Annotated in this window: 12 protein-coding genes; 8 read left to right on the forward strand and 4 right to left on the reverse strand. The window is 67.7% G+C overall.

What is annotated here, in order from left to right:
* Positions 1-285: 285 nt before the first annotated feature.
* From CRT60_RS22370 to CRT60_RS22395, 6 genes are all read left to right on the forward strand, one after another.
* Complete coding sequence (locus CRT60_RS22370; RefSeq protein ID WP_098738798.1) at positions 286-1,542, forward strand: helix-turn-helix domain-containing protein; 1,257 nt, start codon at positions 286-288, stop codon at positions 1,540-1,542.
* Between the two features lie 152 nt (positions 1,543-1,694).
* Positions 1,695-2,864 carry a flavodoxin-dependent (E)-4-hydroxy-3-methylbut-2-enyl-diphosphate synthase gene (ispG, locus tag CRT60_RS22375; protein ID WP_098738799.1) on the forward strand — a complete coding sequence of 390 codons (1,170 nt, stop codon included), beginning with the start codon at positions 1,695-1,697 and terminating at the stop codon, positions 2,862-2,864.
* A 37-nt stretch (positions 2,865-2,901) separates the two neighbouring features.
* Positions 2,902-4,233, forward strand: a complete 1,332-nt coding sequence (gene hemA, locus CRT60_RS22380; RefSeq protein ID WP_098738800.1) for a glutamyl-tRNA reductase — start codon at positions 2,902-2,904, stop codon at positions 4,231-4,233.
* Positions 4,208-5,293: a peptide chain release factor 1 gene (prfA, locus tag CRT60_RS22385; protein ID WP_098738801.1), complete on the forward strand. Its 1,086-nt coding sequence runs from the start codon at positions 4,208-4,210 to the stop codon at positions 5,291-5,293. Before hemA ends, prfA begins: the two co-directional genes overlap by 26 nt.
* Positions 5,294-5,297: 4 nt before the next feature.
* On the forward strand, positions 5,298-6,146 hold the full coding sequence (gene prmC, locus CRT60_RS22390; protein WP_098738802.1) for a peptide chain release factor N(5)-glutamine methyltransferase: 849 nt from the start codon (positions 5,298-5,300) through the stop codon (positions 6,144-6,146).
* Between the two features lie 283 nt (positions 6,147-6,429).
* Positions 6,430-6,870 carry a DUF4167 domain-containing protein gene (locus CRT60_RS22395; protein WP_098738803.1) on the forward strand — a complete coding sequence of 147 codons (441 nt, stop codon included), beginning with the start codon at positions 6,430-6,432 and terminating at the stop codon, positions 6,868-6,870.
* Between the two features lie 26 nt (positions 6,871-6,896).
* Here the strand turns inward: CRT60_RS22395 and CRT60_RS22400 are convergent, their stop codons facing one another.
* Complete coding sequence (locus CRT60_RS22400; protein ID WP_098738804.1) at positions 6,897-7,661, reverse strand: MOSC domain-containing protein; 765 nt, start codon at positions 7,659-7,661, stop codon at positions 6,897-6,899.
* 127 nt (positions 7,662-7,788) lie between these two features.
* Complete coding sequence (locus CRT60_RS22405) at positions 7,789-8,340, reverse strand: NUDIX domain-containing protein (RefSeq protein WP_098738805.1); 552 nt, start codon at positions 8,338-8,340, stop codon at positions 7,789-7,791.
* A gap of 306 nt (positions 8,341-8,646) precedes the next feature.
* Between CRT60_RS22405 and clpB the strand changes: the two genes are divergently transcribed.
* Entirely contained in the window at positions 8,647-11,250 is a 2,604-nt protein-coding gene (clpB, locus tag CRT60_RS22410; RefSeq protein ID WP_098738806.1) for an ATP-dependent chaperone ClpB, read from the forward strand.
* A gap of 42 nt (positions 11,251-11,292) precedes the next feature.
* Here the strand turns inward: clpB and CRT60_RS22415 are convergent, their stop codons facing one another.
* Complete coding sequence (locus CRT60_RS22415; protein ID WP_204562095.1) at positions 11,293-11,928, reverse strand: glutathione S-transferase family protein; 636 nt, start codon at positions 11,926-11,928, stop codon at positions 11,293-11,295.
* A gap of 225 nt (positions 11,929-12,153) precedes the next feature.
* On the opposite strand from CRT60_RS22415, the gene CRT60_RS22420 reads away from it, so the two are divergent.
* On the forward strand, positions 12,154-13,536 hold the full coding sequence (locus CRT60_RS22420) for an aspartate aminotransferase family protein (RefSeq protein WP_098738808.1): 1,383 nt from the start codon (positions 12,154-12,156) through the stop codon (positions 13,534-13,536).
* A 27-nt stretch (positions 13,537-13,563) separates the two neighbouring features.
* Here the strand turns inward: CRT60_RS22420 and CRT60_RS22425 are convergent, their stop codons facing one another.
* The gene (locus CRT60_RS22425) at positions 13,564-14,802 is read right to left on the reverse strand and encodes a class I SAM-dependent methyltransferase (protein WP_098738809.1); all 1,239 of its coding nucleotides are present in this window, start codon (positions 14,800-14,802) and stop codon (positions 13,564-13,566) included.
* Positions 14,803-14,842: the final 40 nt, after the last annotated feature.

Raw genomic sequence — 14,842 nt, forward strand, 5'->3', positions numbered from 1 at the left:
CCCGGTAGCTCGTCAGGCTCATAACCTGAAGGCCGCAGGTTCAAATCCTGCCCCCGCAACCAAATCGACAAGAAGCCCGCCCTGCTCACGCAGGGCGGGCTTCTTGCTTTTCGGAGTGGAGCCCCGCACCCACTTGTCACGACCCGCGTTCCCTGACCCGTGGTCATTGCGGTTGCGCCGTGGGGGCGGCATGTCGTACCCATTTCGCAAGTTGCATCCACGCGGATGCCCCCGCTGCGCATGCTTTTCCGGCGTGTGCACAAGCTGCGAGCAGATGGCGAGCCCATGGCCAAGCGCAAGGTTTTCGACGATTTCGATCCGGCTCCGTCCGGTCCCTCCGTCTCCGAGACTCTGCGTGCGACGCGGATGGCGCATGGCTATGACCTGCGCGACGTCGCGACGATGCTGCGCATCCGCTATCCTTACCTGCTGGCGATTGAGGAAGGGCGGTATCAGGAGCTGCCGGGCAGCACCTACGCCATCGGTTTCCTGCGCTCCTATGCCGAGTGCCTGGGTCTCGACCCGGACATGGTCGTCACCCGCTACAAGGAGGAGGCTGCCGGCAGCGTCCGCCGACAGGAATTGTATCTGCCGACTCCGGCGGCCGAAGGGCGGGCATCGGGTGGAACGCTGCTGCTCGGCACGCTGGTGCTCGCCGGCATCGTTTATGGCGGCTGGTACTATCTGTCGGCGACCGACCGGTCAGTGGCGGACCTCGTTCCGACTCTGCCGGACCGTCTGGTCTCGCTGCTGGACGGCGTGCCGGCCAAGCCGGCCGAGCAAGTGGCCGACCAGTCTGCAACGTCCAGCCAGCCCGGCGCTGAACCCGCCGTCCCGGCACCAGCGATCACGACGCCGACCCAGACCACAGCCCAATCTCCGGTGAACACTGCCCCAGCCAGCCCAACCCAGGCTGGATCGACACCCGCGACTTCGGCACCGTCCGCAACACCGTCCACCGCTGGCAAGCCGCCGCAGACTGCCGCGTCTACCGCCACGCCAGCGCCGGCAACTCCGCAGGGTGGTGCGGCCAAGCCGCAGGCAGGGACTGCTGCCGCCGGGCTACCGCCGGCCCAGTCGCCATTGCCCTCCGCCAACGCGCCCGCTGCCAACCAGACGGGTGGGCAGGGCATCGTCAATGTGCCGGCCCCTCCGGCCGAGGACGACGACGAGGCGTCGCCGCAGGATCCGACTCCGCTGAACGCCGCGGTAGCCCCTCCGGCCGCGCCCGCGGTTCCGGCTGCGTCGATCCCGGCCAACGGCAAGGTTTATGGCACTCTGAACACCAATGCGAAGCTGATCCTGAAGGCGACGCAAGAAAGCTGGCTTCAAGTGCGTGATGGCAGTGAGATTGTCTTCACCCGCGTGTTGAAGCCGGGCGACACCTTCCGCGTTCCCGACAAGCCCAACGTGAAGATCCGCACCGGCAACGCTGGCGGTCTGGTGGTGATGGCCGACGGCGGTGAAAGCCCGCCGCTGGGCTCCGTAGGGCAGGTGCTGCGCGACGTCGCCATCGACGGCCATGGGGTCGTGCGGCGCTGAAACCGGTCGGTGCGGGCGTCAGCCATGCGTCCGCGGCGCCCCACCAACCCTATCCCTTGAATCCCCGGCGCCGGAGCGCACTTCTGGCCTGATGCCGGCTGCGCTAGGATGCGGCACCCGGTTCCGTTTTGCTGTCCAGAGGCTGACCTGAGATGACCGTGCGCGCCTACCGCCAGATCCTTCGCCGCAAATCGCGCCAGATTCGCGTCGGCAATGTGCTTGTCGGCGGTGATGCGCCGATCTCGGTCCAGACCATGACCAATACGCCGACCACCGATGTGAAGGCCACGGTGGAGCAGATCCAGGCGGCCGAACGGGTGGGGGCCGACATCGTCCGCGTCTCCTGCCCCGACCGCGACTCGGCTCTGGCGCTCAAGGACATCGTGCGGCAGGTGAAGGTGCCGATCGTGGCCGACATTCATTTCCACTACAAGCGCGCCATCGAGGCGGCGGAGAGCGGAGCCGCCTGCCTGCGGATCAACCCCGGCAACATTGGCTCGGCCGAGCGGGTGCGCGAAGTGGTGAAGGCGGCCAAGGATCATGGTTGTTCGATGCGCATCGGCGTCAATGCCGGCTCGCTGGAGCAGGATCTGCTGGAGAAATATGGCGAGCCCTGTCCGGAGGCGATGGTCGAAAGCGCGCTGAACCACGCGAAGATCCTGGAAGACAATGATTTCCGCGAGTTCAAGATCTCGGTGAAGGCCTCGGATGCCTTCCTGGCCGTCGCCGCCTACCAGGGCTTGGCGGAGGCCTGCGACTATCCTCTGCACATCGGCATCACCGAGGCGGGCGGCCTGCGCGCCGGAACGGTGAAGTCGTCGATTGGGCTGGGCATGCTGCTGTGGTCCGGCATCGGCGACACGCTGCGCGTATCGCTGTCGGCCGATCCGGCGGAAGAGGTCCTGGTCGGCTACGACATCCTGAAGTCTCTGGGGCTGCGCCGGCGCGGCGTGACCGTCATTTCCTGCCCCAGCTGCGCCCGGCAGAATTTCAACGTTATCAAGACGGTGGAGCTGCTGGAGCAGAAGCTGGCCCACATCACCACCCCGCTGACCCTGTCGGTGATCGGCTGCGTCGTGAACGGCCCGGGCGAGGCGCGGGAAACCGACATCGGCCTGACCGGCGGCGGCAACAACACCCATCAGGTTTATCTGTCCGGCGTCACCGACCACCGGCTGAAGGACCAGGACATCGTCCAGCATCTGGTCGGGCTGGTCGAGAAGAAGGCGGCGGAGATCGAGGCGGCGAAGGCCGCCGCGGAGGCTGCCGAAGCCGAAACCACCCGAGAAACCAAGCGAGACGTGGCCCCCGCCGCGGAGTAAGCTGCCCGGAATTCGGGCAGGGACAGCGATCCGCGGCGTGACCACCACCTCCTACCTCGTCATTTGTGCCAGCCACCGGACCTGCTCCGGCGTCGTCCGCGACCGCCTGTCTACCGACGAGGCGGAAGTGGCGGGAATGCTGGAGCGGCTGCGTGCCGTGGGGGTGGGGCAGGCGCTGTGGCTCAGCACCTGCGACCGGGTGGAGGTGCAGGCGGTCCATGAGCGCCCGAACGAGGCGGCCCTGGCGATTGCCGAGGTCATGGCCGACCGCGCCGGCCTGTCGACATCCGATCTGGCGCCGCAGCTTTACACCCGCACCGGCATCGACGCCGTGCGCCACCTGTTCGCTGTGGCCTGCTCGCTCGACAGCCAGATCGTTGGCGAACCCCATATCCTGGGCCAGTTGAAGGCGGCCCACCGCAGCGCTTCCGGTGCGGGGCTGACCGGACCGGAACTGGAAGCGGTTCTGCAGGCCGCCTATGCAGCCGCCAAGCGGGTGCGCAGCGAGACGCCGATCGCGGAGGGCGCCACCTCGCTGGCCGCGGCAGCCATCCAGGTGGCGCGCGACCTGCACGGCGACATCAGGCGCTGCGGCGCTCTGCTGGTGGGAATGGGCGACATGGGCGCCCTGGTTCTGGAGGGGCTACGCGAGGCCGGGCTGCCGCGGCTGACCGTCGCAGCGCCGGTGGATCGGCGGGCGGAAGCGGCGGCGCGGCGGCTCGACGGGCATTTCGCCCCCTGGGCCGATCTGGAGGCGGCGATGACCGGCGCCGATATCCTGGTGACCGCGGCCGGTCTTGGGCGCTATATCCTGACCGCTCCGATGATGGAGGCGGTGTTGAAGCGCCGTCGCCGCCGGCCGGTCTTCGTGGTCGATGCCGCCATTCCGGCCGACGTTGATCCAGCGGTGGCGGGTATGGACGGCGCCTTCGTCTATGACCTGGCCGATCTGGAGCGGGTGGCGCTGCAGGGCCGGGTTGGGCGCGAGGCGGCGACCCAGGCGGCATGGATGATCGTGGACGAGGCGGTTGCCGCTTTCGCCCGCGACCGTGCGGAACGCGCCGCGGTGCCCGCGGTCGCGGCGCTTCGTAGCCATTTCGAAGCGGAGCGGCGGCGCCTGCTGGCCGGGCATGCCGATCTGGATGCGGCGTCGGCGACGCGGCTGCTGGTCAACCGCCTGCTGCACGCCCCATCGGAGGCGCTGCGGGCGCTCGCTGCCGATGGCAGTGGCGAGGGGCTGGCCGAACGGGCGGCGGCGGAACGGCTGATGTTCCGCCTGTTCGGGCTGGATAGGCTGACCGCTGCCGCATTGGAAGAGAACGAACGGGATAAGGACGAGCGACGTGAGCCTGGACGAGAAGTTCGATAAGGTGATGGCCCGGTACGACGAGCTGCGCGACACGCTTGCGGCCGGCCTTGTCGAGTCCGGCGACTTCGCCCGGCTGTCCAAGGAATATGCCGACGTCACCCCGATTGCCGAGGCCATCGCGGAGTTGAAGAAGGGCCGCGCCGAGGCCGCCGATCTGGCGGAAATGATCGCGGCGATGATGGGCGATCCCGGCGCCGACCCCGAGATGAAGGCGATGGCGGAGGAGGAATTCCACGTCCTGACCAAGCGCATCCCGGATTTGGAGCGCAAGGTGCAGATTTCGCTCCTGCCCAAGGACGAGGCGGACGAAAAGAACGCCATCCTGGAGGTGCGGGCGGGGACGGGCGGCGATGAGGCCGCACTGTTCGCCGCCGAGCTGTTCGAGATGTACCGCCGCTATGCCGGCCTGCATGGCTGGCGCTTCGAGGCGATGGACGTCAGCGAGACCGGCATCGGTGGCTACAAGGAGGCCACCGCCAACATCACCGGCCGTGGCGTGTTTGCCCGGCTGAAATTCGAGTCCGGCGTCCACCGCGTCCAGCGCGTGCCGGCAACCGAGGCACAGGGTCGCATTCACACCTCGGCCGCCACCGTCGCCGTGCTGCCGGAGGCGGAGGAGGTGGACATCCACATCGACGAGAAGGATCTGCGGATCGACGTCTTCCGCTCCTCCGGTCCCGGTGGCCAGTCGGTCAACACCACAGACAGCGCCGTGCGCATCACCCACCTGCCGACCGGGCTGGTGGTGAGCCAGCAGGACGAGAAGTCGCAGCACAAGAACAAGGCCAAGGCGCTGAAGGTGCTGCGCGCCCGGCTGTACGACCGCGAGCGGGCGGAGAAGGACGCTGTCCGCGCCGCCGACCGCAAGAACCAGGTGGGCAGCGGCGACCGTTCGGAACGCATCCGCACCTACAATTTCCCCCAGGGGCGGGTGACCGACCATCGCATCAACCTGACGCTCTACAAGATCGACAAGGTGATGGCCGGGGAGGCGCTGGATGAACTGGTCGACGCCCTGATTGCCGAGGACGAGGCTGCCCGGCTGGCGGAGCTGGGGTGATCGCATGAACCTCCGCACCCTGCGTGCCCAGGCCGAGGCGCGGCTGCGCGAGGCCGGCGTCGATACGCCGGAACTCGACGCCCGCTATCTGCTGGAGCATGCGTTGACCCTCACCCGCACCGAATTCGTTACGAAGGCGGAACAGCTTATCCCCGATGCCGATGCTGCCCATGCCCTGGCGTTGGTGGAGCGGCGTGCGGCGCGGGAGCCGGTGGGGCGCATTCTGGGGCACCGGGAGTTCTGGACCATCGATCTCGCCCTCAACCCCGACACGCTGGAACCGCGGCCGGACACCGAGACGGTCGTGGAGGCGGTTCTGGCCGCCATTCCCGACCGGAAGGCTCCGCTGCGCCTGATCGATTTCGGAACCGGAACGGGTTGTATCCTGCTGGCGCTGCTGTCGGAGCTGCCGAATGCCACCGGTGTCGGCGTCGATCTGAGCCCGCTGGCGGTGGAGGCGGCAGCCGGGAACGCCGACCGCAACGGGCTGGCGAAGCGCGCCCGCTTCCAGACCGGCGACTGGGCCAAGGGGATCGAAGAGCGTTTCGACATCGTGGTGTCGAACCCGCCCTACATTCCCAGCGCCGACATTGCCACGCTGGAGCCGGAGGTGCGGGAGCACGACCCGCTTCGCGCGCTGGACGGCGGGCCCGACGGGCTGGAGCCCTACCGCATCCTCGCCGCCGAATTGCCGCGTCTGCTGGTCCCCGGCGGACTGGTCGCGTTCGAAGTCGGGCAGGGCCAGGCGGAAGACGTGGCGGCGCTGGTCGGGGCGCAGGGGTTGGGAGACACCGCGATCCTGTGTGACCTTGGTGGGGTAAAGCGCTGTGTCAGGGCTCGGAAGAGCCTGTGAGGCGGCTGCCCATCCAAAAAAACGGTTGGATCGGCAGGCTTTGGCGGGTAGTGTGCGGTACACGACCGCGAACCTGAGGCCTGCGGAGCAAGAATCTCGGATGGTTTTCTGCCGAGCGCTGACCGCCATGGCCTGCCGCACGCGATGCGGACGCGTCGTTTGAACCCCGTGAGCGACCCATGGAAATCGTCCATGGCGGGCTCGGTGGCCGGGCCGCAAGGCCGGATGGCCGCCGGAGCGTTCCGGGGACTGCGCTTCTCTTGCATGGGGCCTTAAGAGCCGAATGAGACAGGGACCGAACTCCAGGCGTTCGCGTGGTCGTGGCAACAGCGGCGGCGGGGGCAGCGGCGGTGGTGGCGGCGGCGGGGGTGGCAGTGCCGGCCGGCGCCAGAACGTTCCGCTGCGCCACCAGACCTTCGACAGCAACGGCCCCGACGTCCGCATCCGCGGCAATGCGTGGCAGGTGCAGGAAAAGTATCAGGCGCTTGCCCGCGACGCGATGTCGTCCGGTGACCGGGTGCAGGCGGAAAATTACCTGCAGCATGCGGAGCATTACCTCCGCATCATCAACCAGATCCAGGAATCGGAAAACCGCCAGCGCGGTGGGCAGCCCGGCAATGGGCACGGCCACCAGCCGCAGATGTCTTCGCATGGTGGCGACGAGGACGAGCAGCCGGCCGAGGATGAGACCGACGGCGAGGAACGGGCGGCCGTGAACGCCTGATATGTGACGCTTACCTGAGGTGACGTTTATTCGGCCGGCGTGACCGGGTCGCCCACTGCGATCCGGCCGCCGCCGGTCACCCGGGCGCGCAGCAGCATTTGGTTGTGGCCATAGCCGCGTTCCATGATGTTCGTCAGGCTGAGGTCGGCGACGCCGGTATCCGGGTTCACATCGTTCCCGGGCGTGCAGTCGAGCGCCTCCACCACCTCCAGCGTTGCCGCACCGACGGTCAGGGTCCTGCCGACCCAGCCGCGCTCCGCCCAGGGATCGATGCCGTCCACCAGCAGGTTGGCGCGCAGGCGGCGGGGATCGACCGGCTGCTTGGCGATCCGCTCCTCCAGGTCGCGCAGGCTGGCGAGGTTCAGCAGCGTGACCGACGGTTCCTCGCTGTTGCCGAAGCCGCCCTGCTGCGCTTCGATCAGGCGGGGCATGCCGGGGACGATCCCCGCCAGATAGGCGGCGAAAAACTGTTCCAGCAGGTTGCGGCCCATCGGCTGGTCCAGCCGGCCGCGCGACACCTGCCGGCCGCTGCGGCGGATGATCAGCGCCTGCGTCGCCTCGTCGAACTCGCTCTGTAAGGCCGCCAGCTTTTCCGTACGATCCAGCGTGAAGAAATCCGACGGCAGGCGCCAGCCCTCCGTCTCGGTATCCAGCGCGGCCGGGCCGTGCAACAGCCCGTAGCGGCGGTCGAGCGGAATCGCCTGACCAACGGTCAGATCGATGGCGGGAAGATCCTGGCCGCTCATCCCCTTGACGGGATAGCGGCGGATGACGGTCAGTGTGGCGTTCATTGCACTGCACAATGAAAGGGCTGGAGCGTCCCTGTCAACCGATGCGGTGCCTATTTCTCACGCTGCGGCTGGGGTATGGCAGGCCGGATCGCCCGAACTGCCCGCTCCACCCCGTAATCTGGTGCCGCTACCAGCGTTCGGCGACGGGCCGGCGGCCAAGAAATTCCTCCAGCCGCCGTCCGGTGGCCGGCGACAGGTCGGTCGGCAGCCGGTCGAGCGGGAAAAATCGGGTTTCGACGATCTCCACCCCGTCGGCCTTCGGTTTGCCGCTCCAGCCGCGCACGACATAGACTGCCACATGGTCGCTCGCTCCGTTGCGGAAGCGGGCATAGATGGCGAAAGGCTGAGCAGGGCGGTCGGCGATCAACCCGACTTCTTCCCGCACCTCGCGCCGCATAGCGTCGACCAGCGTCTCTCCCCGCCCGACACCGCCTCCGGGCAGGTGCCAGCCATCGACGTAGCTGTGCCGGATCAGCAGGACGCCGGGCGATGCCGGGTCCGCCTCGTCCAGGATTATCGCTCTCACCCCCATGGTCAGCGGCCGTGCCAGCCGATGCCAGACCCCGCGCAGGCTCCAGGCGAGACGAAGCAGCCGGCCCGTCATGCTTCTCGGAATTGGCTGGCCGGCGGATGCCGGTGTCGTGCTGGTCGGGGAACCGGAGGCGGCCAGATCGGTCATGATGAAATCCGGAACGGGGGCCCTTGGAAGGCGGAAAGGCGGGATGGCGGCAGTCTAGCCGCGGCCGGGAGGGATGGTGTAGGGGGCAATCGGCGGGTCGCGTGCTACCTCTTTTTCCCGGTCCTAGCCGGTCTGGAGGAGGCAGGTGTGGCCGCGTTTCTCCACCGATAACCTTTCTACGCAGATGGTCTTGCATGGCCTTCGGCCTTGCCTACATCTTCGGCAGCATCCTTGCGGATCGCACAGTTGCGTGGATCACGTTGACCGGGCTGCCTCGCGGACGGTCGACAGGAGAAGGGGAGCATCATGGATTTCGAGCAATACACCGAGCGCAGCCGCGGGTTCATTCAGGCCGCGCAGACCCTGGCCGTGCGCCGTGGGCATCAGCGCCTGACCCCGGAACATCTGCTGAAGACGCTGCTGGACGACAAGGAAGGGCTTGCCGCCAACCTGATCCGTGCGGCGGGCGGCGATGCCAAGGCGGCCCTGTCGGCGGTTGATGCCGAACTGGACAAGCTGCCGAAGGTCGAGGGCAGCGGCGCCGGCCAGCTCTACCTGACGCCCGAACTCTCCCGCGTCTTCGAACAGGCGGAGAAGGTCGCCGAAAAGGCCGGCGACAGCTTCGTCACCGCCGAACGCATCCTGCTGGCGCTGGCCATGGCCGACGGCACCCCGTCGGGCAAGGCGTTGAAGTCCGCCGGCGTGACGCCGCAGGCGCTGAACACCGCCATCAACGACATTCGCAAGGGCCGCACCGCCGACAGCGCCAGCGCCGAGCAGGGCTATGACGCGCTGAAGAAGTACGCCCGCGACCTGACCGCCGCGGCGCGCGATGGCAAGCTCGATCCGGTCATCGGCCGTGACGAGGAAATCCGCCGCACCATCCAGGTGCTGGCCCGCCGCACCAAGAACAATCCCGTGCTGATCGGCGAGCCTGGCGTCGGCAAGACCGCCATCGTCGAGGGGCTGGCCCAGCGCATCGTCAAGGGCGACGTGCCGGAAGGCCTGAAGAACAAGCAGCTTCTGTCGCTCGACCTCGGCGCGCTGGTGGCGGGCGCCAAGTATCGCGGCGAGTTCGAGGAGCGGCTGAAGGCCGTGCTGTCGGAAATCCAGGCGGCGGCCGGCGAGATCGTCGTCTTCATCGACGAACTGCACACGCTGGTCGGTGCCGGCAAGTCCGACGGCGCGATGGACGCCTCCAACATGCTGAAGCCCGCGCTGGCGCGTGGCGAGCTGCATTGCGTCGGCGCCACCACGCTGGACGAGTTCCGCAAATACATCGAGAAGGACGCGGCGCTGGCGCGGCGTTTCCAGCCGGTCTTCGTGTCGGAGCCGACGGTGGAGGACACCATCTCCATCCTGCGCGGCCTGAAGGAGCGCTATGAGGTCCACCATGGCGTGCGCATCACCGACAGCGCCATCGTGTCGGCGGCGACCCTGTCCAACCGCTACATCACCGACCGCTTCCTGCCAGACAAGGCGATCGACCTGATCGACGAGGCGGCGAGCCGCCTGCGCATGGCGGTGGACAGCAAGCCGGAAGCCATCGACGAACTTGACCGCCGCATCATCCAGCTGAAGATCGAGCGGGAGGCGCTGAAGCGCGAACAGGACTCCGCTTCGCGCGACCGTCTGGTCAATCTGGAGCGGGAGCTTTCGGATCTGGAGCAGGAGTCGGCCGAGCTGACTGCCAAGTGGCAGGCCGAGAAGGACCAGTTGCAGGGCGCGCAGAAGATCAAGGAGGATCTGGAGAAGGCCCGCACCGAACTGGAGACGGCGCAGCGCGACGGCAATTGGGGCCGCGCGGGCGAGCTTGCCTATGGTGTCATTCCCGGTCTGGAGAAGGCCCTGAAGGATGCTGAGGAGCATGCTTCCAGCCGCATGCTGAACGAGGAGGTGCGTGACAGCGACATCGCCGCCGTGGTCAGCCGCTGGACCGGTGTTCCGGTCGACAAGATGCTGGCCGGCGAGCGCGAGAAGCTGCTGGCAATGGAGGACAAGCTGCGCGGCCGGGTCATCGGCCAGGACGAGGCCATCGTCGCCGTGTCCAACGCCGTGCGCCGGGCGCGCGCCGGGTTGCAGGACCCGAACCGTCCCATCGGCTCCTTCCTGTTCCTCGGTCCGACCGGCGTCGGCAAGACCGAGCTGACCAAGGCGCTGGCCGAGTTCCTGTTCGACGACGAGACGGCGATGGTCCGGCTCGACATGTCGGAATATATGGAGAAGCACTCCGTCGCCCGCATGATCGGCGCGCCTCCGGGCTATGTCGGCTATGAGGAAGGCGGGGCGCTGACCGAGGCGGTGCGCCGCCGGCCCTATCAGGTCGTGCTGTTCGACGAGGTGGAGAAGGCCCACCCCGATGTCTTCAACGTGCTGCTCCAGGTGCTGGACGACGGCCGACTGACCGACGGGCAGGGCCGCACGGTCGATTTCCGCAACGTGGTCATCATCATGACCTCCAACCTCGGCTCGCAGGCGCTGGCCGAGCAGGCGGAGGGCGAGGACAGCGCCGCCGTGCGCGACGAGGTGATGGAGGCCGTCCGGGCTCATTTCCGGCCGGAGTTCCTGAACCGCCTGGACGAGATCCTGCTGTTCCACCGGCTCGACCGCCGGCATATGGGCGGCATCGTCAAGATCCAGCTCGGCCGCCTGACGAAGATGCTCGCCGACCGCGAGATCACGCTGACGGTGGACGAGGCCGCGACCGAATGGCTGGCCGAGTCCGGCTACGACCCGGTCTACGGTGCCCGTCCGCTGAAGCGGGTGATCCAGCGTGAGTTGCAGAACCCGCTGGCGACCCTGATCCTCGAAGGCCGCATCAAGGACGGTCAGACGGTGGCGGTCGGTGCCGAAGGCGGCTCCCTGACCATCGATGGCCAGCCGGTGAGTGGGCTGGTTCGCAAGGCGTAAGGGTGAAGGCCCTCTCCCAACCGTGGGAGAGGGCTTTTTGCCTCAGTAAAATGGCGCCTCCAACCCTTCCGCCTCGAAAGCGGCCTTCACCGCCGGACGTTCCAGAACGCGGGCGAGGTAAGGTCCCAGATTTCCCAGCGTGCGTGCCGGGCGTCCCATGAAGCGGGTCCAGCGGCACAGCATGAACAGGTACGGGTCCACGGCGCTGTACGTGTCGCCCAGCAGCCACGTACGCCCTGCAAGCGCGCGGTCAAGCCCATCGAAATGACCGTTCAGCCGGGTTTCGGTCGCCGCCTTGAAGGCGGCCTGCGCTTGCGTGCCCTCGACGTAACGCTCGGGGTAGAAGTACAGCAGCATCTCGGCCTGGACGCTGTTGGTCAGATAGACCAGCCATTTGTAGAACTCCGCCCGCTCGGGCGTGCCGACCGCCGGGGCCAGTTTCGCCTCCGGATGGCTGTCGGCCAGATGCAGGCAGATGGCGGCGGCCTCATACAGCACCAGATCGCCGTCCACCAGCGTCGGCACCCGGCCATGCGGGTTCAGCGCCAGATAGGCGGCACTCTTGTGCTCCGCCTTGTCACGGTCGAGCAGCCGCAGTTCGAAAGGGTCGCCGATCTCGCGCAGCAGGATGTGCGGCGCCATCGCGGCCGTGCTGACCATACCGTAAAGCGTGCGCAAAGCGGCTCCTCCCTCTCGTCGTTCCGGTCAAGCTGTCCCATCCGATTTCACGTCCCGCCAGCGTCTTGCGCGCATGGCACGGATGACGGCGAAGCGGGTTTGTCGAGTGGCGAAACTGTGCGTATGATCGGCGATACTGTTTAACAAATCGAACACCCTGCGGTGAGCCGCTATGGCCATCCGGGGTGAACGAACCCGACAAGACCGAACAGGAAGACCCACTCCATGACCGCTCCGGGCAGCACCGTCGGCAACTCTGCCGCCAGCCGCGACAAGGCCTTCGTCCTCCATCCCTATACCAACCTGCACGCCCATGAGACGCAGGGGCCGATGATCATCGAACGTGGCGAAGGCATCCACGTCTTCGACGATGGCGGCAAGGATTACATCGAGGGCATGGCCAGCCTGTGGTGCGTCTCGCTCGGCTGGGGCGAAGAGCGGCTGGTCCAGGCGGCGACCAAGCAGATGCGGCAGCTGTCCACCTATCACATCTTCGGTCACAAGTCGCACGAGCCCGGCATCGATCTGGCTGAAAAGCTGATCGGTCTGGCGCCGGTGCCGATGTCCAAGGTCTTCTTCGCCAATTCCGGCTCGGAGGCCAACGACACTGCGATCAAGCTGATCTGGTACTACAACAACGCGCTCGGCCGGCCGGAGAAGAAGAAGATCCTGTCGCGTCAGCGTGCCTATCACGGCGTGACGGTGGCGACCGCCAGCCTGACCGGGCTGCCCAACAACCACCGCGACTTCGACCTGCCGATCGCCCGCATCATCCACGGCGATTGCCCGCACCATTACAGGAATGGGCTTGAGGGCGAGAGCGAGGAAGCCTTCGCCACCCGTCTGGCCGAACAGCTGGAGGCGCTGATCCTGGCCGAGGGGCCGGATACCATCGCCGCCATGTTCGCCGAGCCGATCATGGGCGCTGGCGGCGTCGTGGTTCCGCCCGCGACCTACTTCGCCAAGATCCAGGCGGTGTTGAAGAAATACGACATCCTGCTGGTTGCCGACGAGGTGATCTGCGGCTTCGGCCGCACCGGCAATTTCTGGGGCAGTCAGACCGTCGGCATGCAGCCGGACATCCTGACCTGCGCCAAGCAGCTGTCGTCGGGCTATCTGCCGATCTCCGCCGTGATGGTGAGCGACGCCATCTATCGCGCCTGTGTCGACGAAAGCCGGAAGATCGGCACCTTCGGCCATGGCTACACCTACTCCGCCCACCCGGTGGCGGCGGCGGTGGCGCTGGAAACGCTGAACATTTACGAGGAGCGCGACATCGTCGGGCATGTCCGCTCGGTCGCCCCGGCCTTCCAGTCGCGGCTGAAGGCGCTGGCAGACCATCCGCTGGTCGGCGAGGCCCGCGGCATCGGCCTGATCGGTGCGCTGGAACTGGTGGCCGACAAGGCGACCAGGACGCCTTTCGATCCGCCCGGCCGCGCCGGCGCCCTGGTTAACGGCCTGGCCCAGGACAACGGCCTGATCGTCCGTGCCATGGGAGATTCCATCGCGCTCTGTCCGCCGCTGGTGATCTCCGAGGCGGAAATCCACCAGACCTTCGACCGGCTGACCAAGGCGCTCGACGCCGCGGTGCCGGTTCTGCGGGGGTAAGGGCCGGCCGGGGGTGGGGCTTGCGCCCTATCGCCGCCGCAGATGCATCTTGCCCAGGCCGCCCAGCGCGTCGAACAGCTGGCGGAACTGGGTGAGGAACTGCTCCCAGGTGACCTTGGCGGTCGGTTCGATGGCGGCGTGCAGGGCGCCCAGGCTGGTCCTGCCGTCGACCCTGGACAGGATCGGGCCGGCCAGACGGGGCAGGGGAAGCGACACCACGCTGCCCATCAGGTCGAATTCCAGGCTGCCGCCGGGCGGAACCGCCTTCGCCACGGTCTTGCCGTCGATGTCGCGCAGGACCGGGATCACCTCCGGCCCGTCCGGCTGGATGTGGGCGGCCGGCAGATCGGCCGGGCGCAGCAGATAGGCGATGTGCTTGGTGAAGGCGCCGGTGACGCGCTCGGTCCAGGCGGCGCGTTCCAGCATGCCCAGCCCCGCCAACTGCTTCAGGATGCGGGAGTCCTTGACCCACAGCGACGGCTCGTAGCGCAGCGGGTCTATCAGCGTCGCGACGGCGAGCCCGGCGCTGTCCGCCAGTTCGGCCAGCTGCGGCACGCTGTAGGGGCGGTCGCAGCTGTGCAGCAGCAGGTCGTAGAGGTTGGCGTCGGCCAGCCGGTGGTCGCTGATGTGCGGGTTGTTCAGCAGCCAGTTGGTCGGCGGCAGAGCCTGGATCAGCCGGCGGGCCAGCGCCACCTTCTCGGCCGGCGGCAACCCCTCGGTCATGCCGCGCAGCGCCTCCTGCATCGGATAGACGCCGGTGCGGCCGTAGGGGGCGTAGACCATGATGCCGATGCCGCCGCCGGGCGCCAGCGCGCCGGCCAGCGAGCGCAGGCCGGCCGATGGGTCGTCCAGATGGTGCAGCACGCCGCAGCAGTCGATGTAGTCGAACGGCCCGACTTCCGCTGTAATCCCGCCCAGATCCAGCAGCGACCCGCGGTGGAAATCGATGTTGGTCAGGCCGCGCGCCTTGGCCCGCGCCTCGGCGACGGCGCGGCTGGCGTCGGACAGGTCGATGTAGGCGATGCGGCCGGGATTGCCGGCATCGGCCATCTGCTGCGCCAGCATGATGGTGCCGTCCCCCGTGCCACCGCCGGCCACCAGAACCCGCAGCGGCCTGGAATGGTCGATCCGGCCGCCGAAGACATGCTGGACCAGCTCGTCCAGGTGGCTGGGCGAGCCGGTGATCAGCCGTCCGGCCTCGTCGGCCGGATTGCGCGCCGGATAGGGATAGGCTTCATACTGGGCGCGCAGGTCGTCGATGCTCATGGGAACCGCTCAACGGGGGGAAATGGCGCGGCGACCATAG

Source organism: Azospirillum palustre (assembly GCF_002573965.1).
Lineage (GTDB): Bacteria > Pseudomonadota > Alphaproteobacteria > Azospirillales > Azospirillaceae > Azospirillum > Azospirillum palustre.

Excerpts from the sequence above, each read along its gene's own strand:
- CRT60_RS22370 (WP_098738798.1), top strand. The coding sequence starts at position 286 with ATGGCCAAGCGCAAGGTTTTCGACGATTTCGATCCGGCTCCGTCCGGT.
- ispG (WP_098738799.1), top strand. The coding sequence starts at position 1,695 with ATGACCGTGCGCGCCTACCGCCAGATCCTTCGCCGCAAATCGCGCCAG.
- prmC (WP_098738802.1), top strand. The coding sequence starts at position 5,298 with ATGAACCTCCGCACCCTGCGTGCCCAGGCCGAGGCGCGGCTGCGCGAG.
- CRT60_RS22395 (WP_098738803.1), top strand. The coding sequence starts at position 6,430 with ATGAGACAGGGACCGAACTCCAGGCGTTCGCGTGGTCGTGGCAACAGC.
- CRT60_RS22400 (WP_098738804.1), bottom strand. The coding sequence starts at position 7,661 with ATGAACGCCACACTGACCGTCATCCGCCGCTATCCCGTCAAGGGGATG.
- CRT60_RS22405 (WP_098738805.1), bottom strand. The coding sequence starts at position 8,340 with ATGACCGATCTGGCCGCCTCCGGTTCCCCGACCAGCACGACACCGGCA.
- clpB (WP_098738806.1), top strand. The coding sequence starts at position 8,647 with ATGGATTTCGAGCAATACACCGAGCGCAGCCGCGGGTTCATTCAGGCC.
- CRT60_RS22420 (WP_098738808.1), top strand. The coding sequence starts at position 12,154 with ATGACCGCTCCGGGCAGCACCGTCGGCAACTCTGCCGCCAGCCGCGAC.
- CRT60_RS22425 (WP_098738809.1), bottom strand. The coding sequence starts at position 14,802 with ATGAGCATCGACGACCTGCGCGCCCAGTATGAAGCCTATCCCTATCCG.